The following is a 12,830-nucleotide window of genomic DNA, read 5'->3' as shown; positions in this document are numbered from 1 at the left end:
GTGCCCGCACGGGGACTGCGACTGTGATTGTGCCCAGCCGACGCTAAGCGGAACGACAAATTCCGCCGATTGTCAGATCCGACGGTAGCGGCTGAAGAGGAAGCCGTCCTGCTCCAGCAGAGAAGCCAGTCCAAAGCGTGTCGGACGGACGAGCGAGGGCCCGTGGGCGATCCGCTGGGCATCACCCGCCGTCATCGTCGGGGAGACCGTCAGGCACAGCTCGTCGAGCACCCCGGCGGCGGTGAACTGGCCCAGCATCCGGGGGCCGCCCTCGGTGAGCTGGCGGCGCAGCCCGCGCTCCGCGAGGAGGGCGGCCGCGCGGGCCGGGTCCACCGCGGCCCCGTCACCGGCGAGCAGCACCTCGACACCGGCGTCCCGCGCGGCGGCGATCCGGTCGGCCGGGGCGCCCGCGCCGGTCAGGACGAGGGTCGGGACCAGCGGGGAGGTGAAGAGGGGGAGGGTCAGGTCCAGGTCGAGGGAGGCGGTGACGACCGCGATGGCGGGGGCGGGGCCCTGACCGGCGGCGGCGCGGCGGGCGGCGAAGACCTCGCGGGCGCGGGCGGGGCGGTACCCCTCCAGGCGTACCGTTTCGGCACCGACCACCACGACGTCGGCGAGCCCCCGCAGGGTGCCGAAGATCCGCATGTCGGTGTCGGAGGAGAGCGGCTGCGAGCGGCCCTCGTGCTGACCGGCGCCGTCGAGCGAGGAGACCATGTTGGCCCGCAGCCAGCGCTCCTCCCCCTCCGGGTACGCGTAGGCGTCGGCCAGCTCGTCGAGGGACCACTCCCGGTCGGCCCCGGCGTCGCTGACCTGGGTCTTCGAGGCTGTCATGTCCGTCACAGGGAAGAGCTGTCGCATTCTCGCAGTCTGACACGGCGCTTACAGTGGGGAACTGTGTCGACCCGTGCCCTGAATGAAGCCGCCTCCGCCGCGGCGACCCCGCTCTCGCTGTGCTCGCGCGAGCCCCACGTCCCCGCCGACCGGCTGGTCGCGGAGATGGTCCCGCCGCCGCGCTTCGACTCGGTGCGCTTCGACACCTACCTCCCCGACCCGAACCAGCCGAGCCAGTGCGAGGCGGTCAAGGCGCTCTCCGGCTTCGCCGAGACCCTCGGCGGGGCCCACGCGAGCGGCGCCGGCCGGCGCCGCTGGTTCGCCCGCAAGCCCGCCGCCCCGGCGGGCCCGCGCGGCGTCTACCTCGACGGCGGCTACGGCGTCGGCAAGACCCACCTGCTCGCCTCGCTGTGGCACGCCACGCCCGCCGAGCCGGCCCTGAAGGCGTTCGGCACCTTCGTGGAGCTGACGAACCTGGTCGGCGCGCTCGGCTTCCAGCAGACCGTGCGGACGCTGAGCGGGCACCGCCTCCTCTGCATCGACGAGTTCGAGCTGGACGACCCGGGCGACACCGTCCTCGTCTCCAGCCTGCTCGGCAAGCTGGTCGAGGCGGGCGTGGCCCTCGCGGCCACCTCCAACACGCTCCCGGGCAAGCTCGGCGAAGGCCGCTTCGCCGCCGCCGACTTCCTCCGCGAGATCCAGGGCCTCTCCGCGCACTTCCGCCCGCTGCGGATCGACGGCGAGGACTACCGCCACCGGGGCCTGCCCGAGGCCCCCGCGCCCCACTCCGACCAGGTCGTCACGGAGACCGCGTACCGCGTCCCCGGCTCCTCCCTCGACGACTTCCCGCACCTGCTCGAACACCTGGCCAGGGTTCACCCGAGCCGGTACGGCGCCCTCACCGACGACCTGACGGCCGTCTGCCTCACCGACGTGGGCCCGGTCCCGGACCAGTCGACCGCGCTGCGGCTCGTCGTCCTCGCCGACCGCCTCTACGACCGCGAGATACCCGTGCTCGCCTCCGGACTCCCGTTCGACCAGCTGTTCAGCGACGAGATGCTGAACGGCGGCTACCGCAAGAAGTACTTCCGGGCCATCTCCCGGCTCACCGCTCTGGCGCGGGACGCAAAGGGGCTCGTGGCGCAGTAGGTTGGGGGCCATACCCGATCGAAAGGGATCCACCATGGCCACCGTCCGTCACGCCCACACCGTCTGGCAGGGCGACCTCCTCAAGGGCTCCGGCGTCGTCTCCCTCGACTCCTCCGGTCTCGGCTCCTACGACGTCTCCTGGCCGGCCCGCTCCGAGGAGCCGAACGGAAAGACCAGCCCCGAGGAGCTCATCGCCGCCGCGCACTCCTCCTGCTTCTCGATGGCCCTCTCGCACGCCCTGGCCGGCGCGGGCAACCCGCCCACCCGCCTGGAGACCAAGGCGGACGTCACCTTCCAGCCGGGCGAGGGCATCACCGGGATCCACCTCACCGTGCGCGGCGAGGTCCCCGGCCTGGACGCCGGCCAGTTCCAGGAGGCCGCCGAGGGCGCCAAGAAGAACTGCCCGGTCAGCCAGGCGCTCACCGGCACGACGATCACGCTGACGGCCGAGCTGGCCTGACGCCCCGTCACCCCTGTCGGCCCCGCCCCGCGTTCCGCCGGACGGGGCCGACGGGGACGGCATTGCGCCATCCGAGGCGCCGTGGACCCGCGTCGTGGCATCACGCACTCCGGTGCGTGGTACATACGGCGGGTCCACACCTGTCTCCGGCGGGAAGGCCGTCCCATGTCCGTGACACGACGTCAGATCCTGGCCCGTACCGGCGCGTCCGTCGCCGGGATCGCCTTCACCGGCGCGCTGGCCGACCTCTTCGCCGGCTCGCCCGCCGCCGCCGAACCGCGCGGCGGCTACGGCCCGCTCCTCCCCGATCCGGCCGGCCTGCTCGACCTCCCCGCCGGCTTCTCCTACCGGGTCCTCTCCCGCGAGGGCGCGTCGCTGCGCTCCGGCGAGGGGCGGGTCCCCGGCTGCTTCGACGGCATGAGCGCCTTCGCCGCCCCGGACGGCGGCGTCCGGCTCGTCCGCAACCACGAGAACCGGCCCGAGGCGCGGCGCCCCGTGCCCCTCGTCCCCGGCCTCGTCCACGACCCGGGCGCCAAGGGCGGCTGCACCGTCCTCGGCCTCGGCCCCGGCGGCGAGGTCCGCTCCGAGCGCGTCGGCGTCGCCGGCACCGCGGTCAACTGCGCCGGCGGGCCGACCCCCTGGGGCACCTGGCTGACCTGCGAGGAGACCGAGGACAGGGCCGGGACCAAGGGGTACGAGAAGGACCACGGTTTCGTCTTCGAGGTGGACCCGGAGGACCCGCACCGCACCGGCGCCGTCCCCCTCACCGCGCTGGGCCGCTTCGCGCACGAGGCCGTCGCCGTGGACCCGTACAGCGGGGTCGTGTACGAGACGGAGGACGCCTTCGAGCACCCCTTCGGCCTCTTCTACCGCTTCCTGCCGGAAGTGCCGCTGGGCGGCACCGGCTCCCTGCGCGCGGGCGGCACCCTGGAGGCGATGCGGGTGCCCGGCATCCCCGACCTGTCGGTGGTGCGGGAGGCCGGGACGGTCTTCGAGGCCGTCGAGTGGGTGCCGGTGCCGGACCCGCAGGCGACCGTGACGCCGCTGCGCTTCCAGGACTTCGGGCGCGGCGGGATCACCCACGCGCAGAAGCTGGAGGGCTGCTACTGGGGCGGCCGCTGCGTCTACTTCGTCTCCTCCTTCGCCCGGGCCTCCGACGGCTCCGGCGCCACCCACTTCGGGCAGGTGTGGAAGTACGAGCCGCGCGTCCGGCGGCTCACCCTGGCCGTCGTCTTCGGCCCGGACACCGACGTCCGGCTGCCCGGCGAGTCCCCCGACAACATCTGCCTGGCACCCACCGGCGGCCTGATGGTGTGCGAGGACGGCGGCGGCGCGCAGCACGTCTTCGGGGTGAGCAGGACGGGCGAGGTGTACGCGGTCGCCCGCGGCGCGCAGGACATCGGCACCCCCGGGGCCCCGGAGTGGGGCGAGTTCGCGGGCGTCACCTTCTCCCCCGACGGCGCCACGATGTACGTGAACTGCTACACCCCCGGCACCACGTTCGCCGTCACCGGCCCCTGGCGCTGACCGCACGCCCCCGGGTGCGCTCGCGGGCCGCCCCGATCCGGCGCAGGATCGGGGGAGGCGAGCGGCACGGCGGAAGGGACGCGGGCGGTGGCGAAGAAGACGGACCACGGGCGCGACGGGGACGGCGGACGGGGCGCGCCGCCCCTCGGCGAGACGCTGCGGCTGGCCCCGGGCGAGTCCGTGGACCTCTCCGCGCACGACCCCCGGGCGATGCCCGGCGGCCCGGACGCCCCGGACGGCAAGGCGGCCGGGATCGCCGCCACCGCGCTCCTCGCCCCGCGGCTCGCCGCGCTCCAGGAGCGTCTCCACGCGGCGAGCACGGCGGGCGACCGGCGCCGGCTGCTGCTGGTCCTCCAGGGCATGGACACCAGCGGCAAGGGCGGCACGGTCAAGCACGTCACCGGCCACTTCAACCCGTCGGGCTGCCGGATCCGCGCCTTCAAGGCGCCCACCGCGGAGGAGAGCGCCCACCCCTTCCTGTGGCGGGTCACCCGGGCGCTGCCGGTGCCGGGCGAGATCGGCGTCTTCGACCGCTCGCACTACGAGGACGTGCTGATCGCCCGGGTCCGGGAGCTGGTCCCGCGCGCGGAGGTGAAGCGGCGGTACGAGGAGATCGGCCGCTTCGAGCGCGCGCTCGCCGAGGACGGCGTGACGCTGGTGAAGGTCTTCCTGCACGTGTCGTACGAGGAGCAGCGCGCCCGGCTGCTCGCCCGCCTGGACAACCCGGACAAGCACTGGAAGTTCGCTCCCGGCGACATCGAGGACCGGACCCGGTGGCCGGACTACCAGGAGGCGTACGAGCTGGCCATGGAGCGCTGCTCGTCGCCCGAGGCGCCCTGGTACGTCGTCCCGGCGGACCGCAAGTGGTACCGGAACTGGGCGGTCAGCAGGCTGCTCCTGGAGCATCTGGAGGCGCTGGACCCGCGCTACCCGCCGGGCGACTTCGACGTGGCGGAGTGCCGGCGGCGGCTGCTCGCGACCTGAGTCCTGATGGGTGACGCGGCGCGCCGTGCCCCGGGGTGCGGCGACGGGGCTTCATATTCGATCGGATAACTTCCGTTCGTGACCATTTCTGTACGTAAAGTGGCGGCGCTTGGTCTGCTGGGCGCCGTTCTCGTCGGCTGCGGCGGGGGCGCCGACACCGCTTCGCCTCCCGTGGACCCGCCCTCCCCCGCCCGTACGGCGAAGCCGACCGCCGCCCCGGGCGCGAAGCCCGCCCCCGCCGCGCCGCCCACGATGGCCGCCGGGCCCCAGGGCCGCACCCCGGTGTACGAGCGGCGGACCGGCCGGAGCGCCGAGAAGGTCGTCGCCCTCACCTTCGACGCCGACATGACGGCCGACCAGGGCCCCCGGGCCGCGCGCGGCGAGCGCTTCGACAACCCCGCGCTCATCGCGACCCTGCGCCGGCTGAAGGTGGACGCGACGATCTTCATGACCGGCCGCTGGGCGGAGGAGTACCCCGACCAGGTGCGCTCCATCGGCCGCGACCCCCGCTTCGAGATCGCCAACCACTCCTACAGCCACTACGCCTTCGCCGAGCCCTGCTACGGCCTGCCGGCGGTCGCCGCGCCCGACATGGCCTCCGACGTGAAGCGCGCCTTCGACTCCTTCCGGGACGCCGGGGCCGTCAACGTCGTGCCGTACTTCCGCTTCCCCGGCGGCTGCTACGACGACACCGCGCTCCACGCCCTCGCCCCGGCACGGGTCACCGCCGTGCAGTGGGACGTGGTCGGCGGCGACGCGTTCGCGAAGGACCCCGACGCGGTGGCGGAGCAGGTCCTCTCCGGCGTCCGCCCCGGCTCGCTCGTCGTCCTCCACTGCACCCGCAGCGCCGCCCCCGCGACGGAGCGCGCGATCCGCCGCGTCGTCCCCGAACTCCGCGCCCGCGGCTACCGCTTCGTGAAGGTCTCCGAGCTGATGCGGGCGGAACCGGTCACCGCGGGGTGAGGCGACCCCCGCCGCCGCGCGACCCCCCGGCGGGGCGGCGGGCGGCGGTTCAGCCGCGCAGTTCCTCCAGTCTCCCGAGGTCGTCGCGGGCGTTCGCGCGCTCCTCGGGGGTGAGGGGGACGGCGGCGGCCTCGGCGAGCGCCGTCGCGGCCGTGTCCTCGTCGCCGAGCCGGCGCGCGACGTCCGCGCACAGCACCAGGAGGCGCAGCCGCTCGACCGGGGAGGGCCGCTCGTCCTGCGGGCGGAGCGCCCGGTCGATCACCCGCGCGGCGCCGGCGAGGTCCTCCTTCGAGTCGGCGAGGAGCGCGGCGTGGTGCAGGGCGCGGGCGAAGGTCCCGGCGGGGGCGGGGTCGTGGCGGAGGTCCTCCCGGATCCGCTGTCCGACGCGGACGCAGTTGCCGCCGGGGTCGGTCAGGAGGAACTGCCGCATCCCGTACGTCGTGTCCCGCAGCGCCCCGAGGCGGGGCAGTCCCCGGGTCGGGATCCGCCCGTACGCCCCCTTGAGTCCGGCGCGGAAGGCCGCGTACAGCCCGTCGACGTCGTCGGTGACGACGTAGCAGGTGCTCATCGAGGTGGTCGGGTCGTGGTGCTTCACCCCGAAGAACTGGAGCTCCAGGGAGCCGCGTGCGACGGCGGCGTACGGGTTGGGGCTCTTCTGCTGGAAGGTGACCTCGAATCCGAGCGCCGTGTAGAAGTCCAGGACGGGCTGGAGGGTCGGGCAGGGCAGGATCGGGATGGTTCGTTCGGCCATGCCCCTCAGACTACTCAAATTTGACTACTCCGTCAGGGGCCCGCCGGAGTCACCGCTCCGTGCGCCGCGGACCGCCTCAGCCGGAGCAGGCGTTCCGCTGGGCCTCCTGCCACTCGCAGACCGGGCACAGCACGACGCCCTTGGCCGACTCCGCGTACTCGGTCGGCTCCAGGCACAGCACGCAGCGCGCGTACGGCCCCTCCGTCGCCTTCGGCGGCCGGGGCGCGGGCTCGGGGGCGCAGACGGCGCCGGATTCCGTGGTCATGTCACCGAGGCTACTCCGGTACCGGGCCCGGCCCCCGGCCTCATTCCAGGCGGGCGCCGGCCCGGCAGGCCGCGGTCGCCGCCGCGGCGGCGAGGACGACGGCGGCGGCGCAGGCCGCCCAGGGCGGGCGTGCCGCGCCCTCGGCGGCCACCAGGGCGGTGACCGCGTGCTTCGCGGGCGAGCCGGTGGTCACCAGGGCCGACAGCGAGCCCAGCAGCAGCGCGGACACCGACCAGCCCGGCGCCTTCACGAACGGCCGGGAGACGAGCGCGCCGACCGCACCGCCCGTCAGCGCGCAGGCGGTGGTGGCCAGGAGCCCGGCGGCCAGGGCGGCCGGGCCGCCGCCCGTCCCGGCGAGGTCGCCCGTGGCCGTCACCGCGCCGGCCGCGACCGCGCCGGCGAACACGGGCCAGCCGGCGCCGGTGAGCAGCGCGGCCAGATGAGCCCGGGCCGGGCCGCCGGCCGCGGCGGTCACGGCCCGGGCGGCGGCCGGCTCCTGCGTCAGGCAGATCCGCACCGCCCACGCGGAGACCGGCACCAGGCCGGCCGCCGCGATGCCCAGCGACCCGAGCACCGGATCCCCCGGCCGCACCCCGACGGCGACCAGCGCCGCGTACAGCAGCAGGGGCGCCGTCCACCGCTGGGACCGCAGGAACAACGCGGAGTGATACCGCAGCAGCGCCGTCACGCCCGCTCCCCCTCCGTGCCGGCCCGACGGGCGGCGTCCACCGTGCCGGCCTCGACCCGGTGGACGTGCCAGGCGGCGCCGAGCAGCGCCCGGAGCAGGTCGTCGGAGTGCGCGGCGCCGACCCGGAACAGCACGCCCTCGCCGGCCGCGAGCGGCACCCCTGCGGCCCCGCCGGGCAGGCCGGCGGGGAGCGGCCCGCTCCCGGAGGCGACGATCCGGACGGAGGCGGGGCCGGGCACCGCGCTCGGCCCGTACGGCTCCGTGCTGATCCGGCCGGCCTCGACGTGCAGGACCGTGGCGGGCTCGTCCGCGAGGCGGTGGGGGTCGTGGTCGACGAAGAGGACCGTGGCGCCGGCGGCGAGCCGCTCCCGTACCGCCCGGTCGAGCTCCGCGCGGGCCTCGGCGTCGAGACCCGTCCACGCCTCGTCCAGGACGAGGAGGTCGGGTGCGGCGAGCAGCGCCTGCGCGACGGCCACCTTCTGCGCGCTGCCCTTGGAGAGACCGGCGAGGGCGGTTCCGGCGTACGCGCCCGCCCCGAAGCGCTCCAGCCACTCCCCCGCCCGGGCCCGGGCCTCGCCGGTGCCGAGGCCCTGGAGGCGGCCGAGGTGGACCAGGTAGGCGAGGGCCGTGAACGGCAGGGCGGGCGGGAAGCGCTCGGGGACGTACGCGGTGCGGGCCGGGCGGCCGGTGATCCGGCCCTCGGCGGGGGCGTCGACCCCGGCGACCAGCCGCAGCAGCGTCGACTTGCCGGTGCCGTTGGGTCCGGTGGCCCGCACCAGCCGGCCGGCGGGCAGTTCCAGGTCGACGTCGCGCAGCACCCACGGTCCGCGCGGCCCGTACCGGCGTCCGACCCCCGCGAGCCGCACCGGCTCCCGTCCCCGCACCGACGTCGTCATGCCGCCGATCCTCGCCCGGCCACCGCCCCGGCCACAAGATCCGGCCGTCCGCGGCGGTGTCCGGCGGCGGTGGCAGACTTGCCGGGTGAGCAGCAACGACACCGATCCCCGCGACGAGAAGCCGCAGTACGTCCTGCCCCTGGTGGTGCGCATCGAGCGGGACGCGCCCCCGGCCCGTACCGACGCCCTGGAGACCGCGGCCCGGGCCGTGCTCCGGCTCCTGACCGACGAGCGCGCGCTCGGCGAGGGCGAGTGGGCCCGCAGGGTCGCCGACTGGGAGGACGCCCGCATCCGCAAGGTCGTCCGGCGGGCGCGCGGCGCCGAGTGGCGGCGCGCCGAGGGCCTGCCGGGCATCACCGTGACCGGCGCGGAGGCGGAGGTGCGGGTCTTCCCGCCGGTGCCCCTCGACGGCTGGCCCAAGGAGCTGGCCAAGCTCCAGGTCTCGGGCACCGACCTCGACGACCCGGCGGAGCCCGGTCCCGCCCCGGAGGGCGGCGCGGTGCTCTGGATGAACCCCGGGCTCGCCATGTCGGCCGGCAAGGCGATGGCGCAGGCCGGGCACGGCGCCCAGCTGCTGTGGTGGGCGCTGGACGGGGCGGCCCGCGCGGCCTGGCGGGAGGCCGGTTTCCCGCTCGCCGTCCGCACGGCCCCGGAGGCCGGGTGGCCCGCTCTGGCCGCGAGCGGCCTCCCGGTCGTCCGGGACGCGGGCTTCACGGAGATCGCCCCGGGCAGCGCGACGGTGGTGTCGGCGTTCCCCGGCGTGCTGGAGGTGCCGGGGGCGCTGGGGAGCCCCGCCTGACGGGCGGGACGGCACCCGGCGGCCGGGAACCTCAAATGAAGCTCTGAACCTCCTCCTTCAGGGGTTCGACCGGCATCGCCGGGGTCATCACGTGGATGACTGAGGACCGAAGGAGGGGGACATGACGGAACTCGGCATCGGCATCGGCTGGCGTCCCGAGATCGCGGACGCGGTCGAGGAGCTTGCCGTCGACTGGGTGGAGGTCGTCGCGGAGAACGTGTGCGCCGGCCACCTGCCCGACTCGCTGGCCCGGCTGCGGGCGCGCGGCGTCACGGTCGTGCCGCACGGGGTGTCGCTGGGGCTCGGCGGCGCGGACCGGCCGGACCCGGAGCGGCTGGCCGCGCTCGCGGCGAAGGCGGAGGCGCTGGGGGCGCCGCTCGTCACCGAGCACATCGCGTTCGTCCGGGCCGGCGGGCCGCTGACGGCGACCCCGCGACTGGAGGCCGGGCACCTGCTGCCGGTCCCGCGCACCCGGGACGCCCTGGACGTGCTCTGCGAGAACGTGCGCATCGCGCAGGAGGCGCTGCCGGTGCCGCTGGCGCTGGAGAACATCGCCGCCCTGTTCTCCTGGCCGGGCGAGGAGCTGTCGGAGGGACGGTTCCTGGCGGAGCTGGTGGAGCGTACGGGGGTACGGCTCCTCATCGACGTCGCCAACCTGCACACCAACCACCGCAACCGGGGCGAGGACCCGGCGAAGGCCCTCGCGGAGCTGCCGGTGGAGGCCATCGCCTACGTGCACGTGGCGGGCGGGGTCGAGCGCGACGGTGTCTGGCACGACACCCACGCCCACCCGGTCCCGGCCCCGGTCCTGGACATCCTGGCCGACCTCGCCGGCCGGGTCGCTCCGCCGGGGGTCCTGCTGGAGCGGGACGACCGCTTCCCGGCGGCGACGGAGCTCGCGGGTGAACTGGCCGCCATCCGCACGACGGTGACGACGGCCGCCCGGCGGCGTCCCGCGCTTCCGGCTCCGGCCGCCGCGCGCCACGGCGTCGGGGCCGCCGCCCTCCGGGCCGGCCGCGCCCTCGCCGGCGGCGACCCGCTCCACATCGGCGCCGGCGCCCGCGTCTCGGGCGGCCCGATGCCGGCCGCCCGGCCGGCCCCCGCCCCGGAGCCGTCCCCGGCCCCGGCCGCCCCGGAGCCCGGACGGGCCCACGCGGCGGCCGGACACGGGACGCCCCCGTCCGGCGGTCCGGTGGCCGTCCTGGCACGGCCCGGCACCGAGCCCGGCTCCGCCGCACCCGCGGCCCCCGCCGTCCACGACACCGTGCGGCAGCGGCTCGGGGTCGGGCAGGCGGCGCTGCTGTCGGCGCTGGTCGCGGGGACGCCGGTGCCGGAGGGGTTCGACGTGCGGCGGATCGGGGTGCAGAGCCGGGCGCTCGCCGGCAAGCGGGCCTCGGTCGTGGCGCGGATCGCGCCCGAGCTGCCGAAGATCCTCGGCGAGGACTTCCGGCCCGCGTTCCTGGCGTACGCGCGGCGCCGGCCCATGCCGGGGAGCTACCGGCGGGACGCCCTCGACTTCGTCGAGGGGCTGCTGCTGGACGGGCGGCCCGAGCGGCGGGAGCTGACCCGCTGGTGGCAGGACCGGTCGGACAGCCGTCCGCCCGGCATCGCGGGCCGCGTCGCGCGGGCCGCACGACACGTCTTCCTGGGGCGGTGACCGGCATGGACCTCCTGCTCGTTCTCTTCTACGCCGCCGGCACCGCCGCCGTCGTCCGGCTCGTCGTGCTCGCCCGCCGCGGCCGCGGCCGCCCGGGCGGTCCGCTCCAGGACGTGTACGAGGCCGCCTTCCTCGGCGGCGGTCCCGGCCGGGTCGCCGACGCCGCCCTCGCCGCCATGCACGTGGACGGGCGGCTGGCGATCGGCGGGCCCGGTGTGGTCGCCGTCCTCCGCCAGGTCGTCCACGACCCGGTCGAACGGGCGGTGCTCGACACCCACGCCGCCGCCCCGCACGGCGCCCTCCACCACCTGCGGCTCGGGGTGATGACGCACCCGGCGGTGCAGGAGATCGGCGACGGGCTCGCCGCGCGCGGCCTGGTGGTCCTCCCGGCCCGGCGCCGGACGGTGCGGCGCTGGTGCGTCGGCGTGGCCCTGGCGGCGTTCCTGATGATGCCGGTGGCCCTGGTGGCGACCGTCGTCCAGTTCTCCTCGCCGACCGGGTCCGTCGTGCCGTTCTTCGTGAAGGTGCTGCCGCTGTTCTTCGTCTGCTTCGCCACGGCGGTCGTCTGCGGGACCATGTCCGCGCGCCGGGTGAGCCCGGCGGGGCTGGCCGCGCTGACCGCGTACCGGCGTGAGCGCGGGCACGGGGGGAGCACCGTCGACACGGTGGCGCTCCACGGGATCCGCGCGCTGTCCGACCGGGAGCTCTGGGAGCGGCTGCGGAACGCGGCCCGGCTCCAGGGTCCCGCGCTCTCGGGGCGGGTCCGTACCCCCTCGCCGTCCTCGCGCCACTCCTCCGACACGACCGCCGCCGCGGCCGTGGTGGTGTGGTGCGCGGGCGCGGCGACGGACGGCGACGGCTGGGGCCCGGACTCCGGTTCGGGGTCGGGTGCGAGCTGCGGGTCGGGCGGCTCGTCCTGCTCGTCGTCCTCGTCCTGCGGCTCGTCGTCGTCCTCGTGCGGCTCCTCGTCGTCGTCCTGCGGCTCGTCGTCGTCCTGCGGCTCGTCGTCGTCCTCGTCCTGCGGGGGGTCGAGCGGCTGAGCCGTTCGGGTGGCGGGGCCGCCGGTCCTGTCGTACAACTCGATCATGCTCTGGTTCCCGCTCCTCCTCCTCGCGTGCGCCGTGACCGCCGTCGCCTGCGCCCGGCTGTGCCGGGCCGCGATCGCCGCCGGCGAGGGCGACGGGGCGGCGGGGGAGGGCGGACTCACCCTGGGCGAGGCCGCGTTCCTCGCCGGCGGTCCGGGGCGGGTCATCGATCTGACGCTGGTGTCGATGCACCGGGCCCGGCGGCTGCTGCTCGCGCGCAGCGGCTGGGCCACCGTCGTCGACGGCTCCGGCGGCGGGGACGAGCTGGAGCGGGCGGTGCTCGGCGCGATCGGGCCGGACGGGCAGGCGCCGGTGCCCCGGCTGCGTCCGGTGGTCGCCGCCGCCGCGTGCGTACGGCGGATCGAGGAGGGTCTGGTGGAGCGGGGGCTCGCGGTGCCGGGGGCGGGCCGGCGGGAGGTCGCGGCCGGGCTGCGGGCGGTGCGGGGGGCGTTCCTGCTGGCGCTGGCGCTGGGGGCGGTCGCGGTGCCGCTGGTGCCGGAGGGGGACCGGGCCCAGGTGGTCGCCGGGTTCGCGCTGCCGCTGACGGCCTCGGGGCTCTGTCTGGCGCTGGACCTGTTTCCGCACAGCCGGTGGGCCTCGCACGCCGGCCGGCGGCTGCTCGCGGGGCTGTCGGCGGAGGATCCGCTCACCGCGCTCGCCACCCGGGGGCCCTCGGTCCTGGAACCGGAGCTGCGGGCGGCCCTGGGAAGCCCGCCGGGGTGAAGGGGAAGGGGACGCCGGTGCGGCGCGCTCGCGCGCGCCGCACCCGGTGCCG

General features: G+C 76.4%; 14 protein-coding genes. 9 read left to right on the top strand and 5 right to left on the bottom strand.

All coding sequences use genetic code 11. The features are described 5' to 3' along the window. Positions 1–72 precede the first annotated feature (72 nt). Positions 73–858, bottom strand: coding sequence for a pyrimidine reductase family protein (locus ACFVU3_RS07275; RefSeq protein ID WP_390064470.1), 786 nt, complete (start codon positions 856–858; stop codon positions 73–75). Between the two features lie 36 nt (positions 859–894). Here ACFVU3_RS07275 and zapE point away from each other — a divergent pair, with 36 nt between their 5' ends. The 5 genes from zapE to ACFVU3_RS07250 all read left to right on the top strand — a co-directional run bounded on the left by zapE (position 895) and on the right by ACFVU3_RS07250 (position 5,914). Continuing rightward, positions 895–1,980, top strand: coding sequence for a cell division protein ZapE (gene zapE, locus ACFVU3_RS07270; RefSeq protein WP_390064468.1), 1,086 nt, complete (start codon positions 895–897; stop codon positions 1,978–1,980). Positions 1,981–2,014: 34 nt separating this feature from the next. Further along, positions 2,015–2,440: an OsmC family protein gene (locus ACFVU3_RS07265; RefSeq protein WP_376600629.1), complete on the top strand. Its 426-nt coding sequence runs from the start codon at positions 2,015–2,017 to the stop codon at positions 2,438–2,440. 165 nt (positions 2,441–2,605) lie between these two features. Beyond that, positions 2,606–3,967, top strand: coding sequence for an alkaline phosphatase PhoX (locus ACFVU3_RS07260; protein ID WP_390064466.1), 1,362 nt, complete (start codon positions 2,606–2,608; stop codon positions 3,965–3,967). A gap of 87 nt (positions 3,968–4,054) precedes the next feature. After that, positions 4,055–4,951, top strand: a complete 897-nt coding sequence (locus tag ACFVU3_RS07255; protein ID WP_390064464.1) for a PPK2 family polyphosphate kinase — start codon at positions 4,055–4,057, stop codon at positions 4,949–4,951. 78 nt (positions 4,952–5,029) lie between these two features. Next, the gene (locus ACFVU3_RS07250) at positions 5,030–5,914 is read left to right on the top strand and encodes a polysaccharide deacetylase family protein (RefSeq protein ID WP_390064462.1); all 885 of its coding nucleotides are present in this window, start codon (positions 5,030–5,032) and stop codon (positions 5,912–5,914) included. Between the two features lie 49 nt (positions 5,915–5,963). Here ACFVU3_RS07250 and ACFVU3_RS07245 read toward each other — a convergent pair whose 3' ends face one another. The 4 genes from ACFVU3_RS07245 to ACFVU3_RS07230 form a co-directional block, all read right to left on the bottom strand. Next, positions 5,964–6,665 carry a bleomycin resistance protein gene (locus ACFVU3_RS07245; protein WP_390064460.1) on the bottom strand — a complete coding sequence of 234 codons (702 nt, stop codon included), beginning with the start codon at positions 6,663–6,665 and terminating at the stop codon, positions 5,964–5,966. A 76-nt stretch (positions 6,666–6,741) separates the two neighbouring features. Then, positions 6,742–6,930, bottom strand: coding sequence for a hypothetical protein (locus ACFVU3_RS07240; RefSeq protein ID WP_390064458.1), 189 nt, complete (start codon positions 6,928–6,930; stop codon positions 6,742–6,744). Positions 6,931–6,970: 40 nt separating this feature from the next. Next, the gene (locus ACFVU3_RS07235) at positions 6,971–7,618 is read right to left on the bottom strand and encodes an ABC transporter (protein ID WP_390064457.1); all 648 of its coding nucleotides are present in this window, start codon (positions 7,616–7,618) and stop codon (positions 6,971–6,973) included. Next, on the bottom strand, positions 7,615–8,514 hold the full coding sequence (locus tag ACFVU3_RS07230; protein WP_390064455.1) for an ATP-binding cassette domain-containing protein: 900 nt from the start codon (positions 8,512–8,514) through the stop codon (positions 7,615–7,617). Before ACFVU3_RS07230 ends, ACFVU3_RS07235 begins: the two co-directional genes overlap by 4 nt. Positions 8,515–8,599: 85 nt before the next feature. Here ACFVU3_RS07230 and ACFVU3_RS07225 point away from each other — a divergent pair, with 85 nt between their 5' ends. The 4 genes from ACFVU3_RS07225 (at position 8,600) to ACFVU3_RS07210 (ending at position 12,778) form a co-directional block, all read left to right on the top strand. Then, a complete protein-coding gene (locus tag ACFVU3_RS07225; RefSeq protein WP_390064453.1) occupies positions 8,600–9,313 on the top strand; it encodes a peptidyl-tRNA hydrolase in 714 nt (237 codons plus the stop codon). Positions 9,314–9,434: 121 nt separating this feature from the next. Beyond that, positions 9,435–10,970, top strand: a complete 1,536-nt coding sequence (locus ACFVU3_RS07220; RefSeq protein ID WP_390064452.1) for a DUF692 domain-containing protein — start codon at positions 9,435–9,437, stop codon at positions 10,968–10,970. Positions 10,971–10,975: 5 nt separating this feature from the next. Continuing rightward, positions 10,976–12,010, top strand: coding sequence for a TIGR04222 domain-containing membrane protein (locus ACFVU3_RS07215; protein WP_390064450.1), 1,035 nt, complete (start codon positions 10,976–10,978; stop codon positions 12,008–12,010). Between the two features lie 45 nt (positions 12,011–12,055). After that, the gene (locus tag ACFVU3_RS07210) at positions 12,056–12,778 is read left to right on the top strand and encodes a TIGR04222 domain-containing membrane protein (protein ID WP_390064448.1); all 723 of its coding nucleotides are present in this window, start codon (positions 12,056–12,058) and stop codon (positions 12,776–12,778) included. Positions 12,779–12,830 lie beyond the last annotated feature (52 nt).

The sequence above is a fragment of the Streptomyces sp. NPDC058052 genome (genome assembly GCF_042885515.1).
Taxonomy (GTDB): Bacteria; Actinomycetota; Actinomycetes; order Streptomycetales; family Streptomycetaceae; genus Streptomyces.
Note: the sequence above shows the minus strand (reverse complement) of the source record. Positions and strands in the feature narration are given on the sequence as shown.

What these genes read in the sequence shown, in the direction of transcription:
- ACFVU3_RS07275 (WP_390064470.1), bottom strand. Translation starts at nt 858, where the DNA reads ATGCGACAGCTCTTCCCTGTGACGGACATGACAGCCTCGAAGACCCAG.
- ACFVU3_RS07265 (WP_376600629.1), top strand. Translation starts at nt 2,015, where the DNA reads ATGGCCACCGTCCGTCACGCCCACACCGTCTGGCAGGGCGACCTCCTC.
- ACFVU3_RS07260 (WP_390064466.1), top strand. Translation starts at nt 2,606, where the DNA reads ATGTCCGTGACACGACGTCAGATCCTGGCCCGTACCGGCGCGTCCGTC.
- ACFVU3_RS07245 (WP_390064460.1), bottom strand. Translation starts at nt 6,665, where the DNA reads ATGGCCGAACGAACCATCCCGATCCTGCCCTGCCCGACCCTCCAGCCC.
- ACFVU3_RS07240 (WP_390064458.1), bottom strand. Translation starts at nt 6,930, where the DNA reads ATGACCACGGAATCCGGCGCCGTCTGCGCCCCCGAGCCCGCGCCCCGG.
- ACFVU3_RS07230 (WP_390064455.1), bottom strand. Translation starts at nt 8,514, where the DNA reads ATGACGACGTCGGTGCGGGGACGGGAGCCGGTGCGGCTCGCGGGGGTC.
- ACFVU3_RS07220 (WP_390064452.1), top strand. Translation starts at nt 9,435, where the DNA reads ATGACGGAACTCGGCATCGGCATCGGCTGGCGTCCCGAGATCGCGGAC.
- ACFVU3_RS07215 (WP_390064450.1), top strand. Translation starts at nt 10,976, where the DNA reads ATGGACCTCCTGCTCGTTCTCTTCTACGCCGCCGGCACCGCCGCCGTC.
- ACFVU3_RS07210 (WP_390064448.1), top strand. Translation starts at nt 12,056, where the DNA reads ATGCTCTGGTTCCCGCTCCTCCTCCTCGCGTGCGCCGTGACCGCCGTC.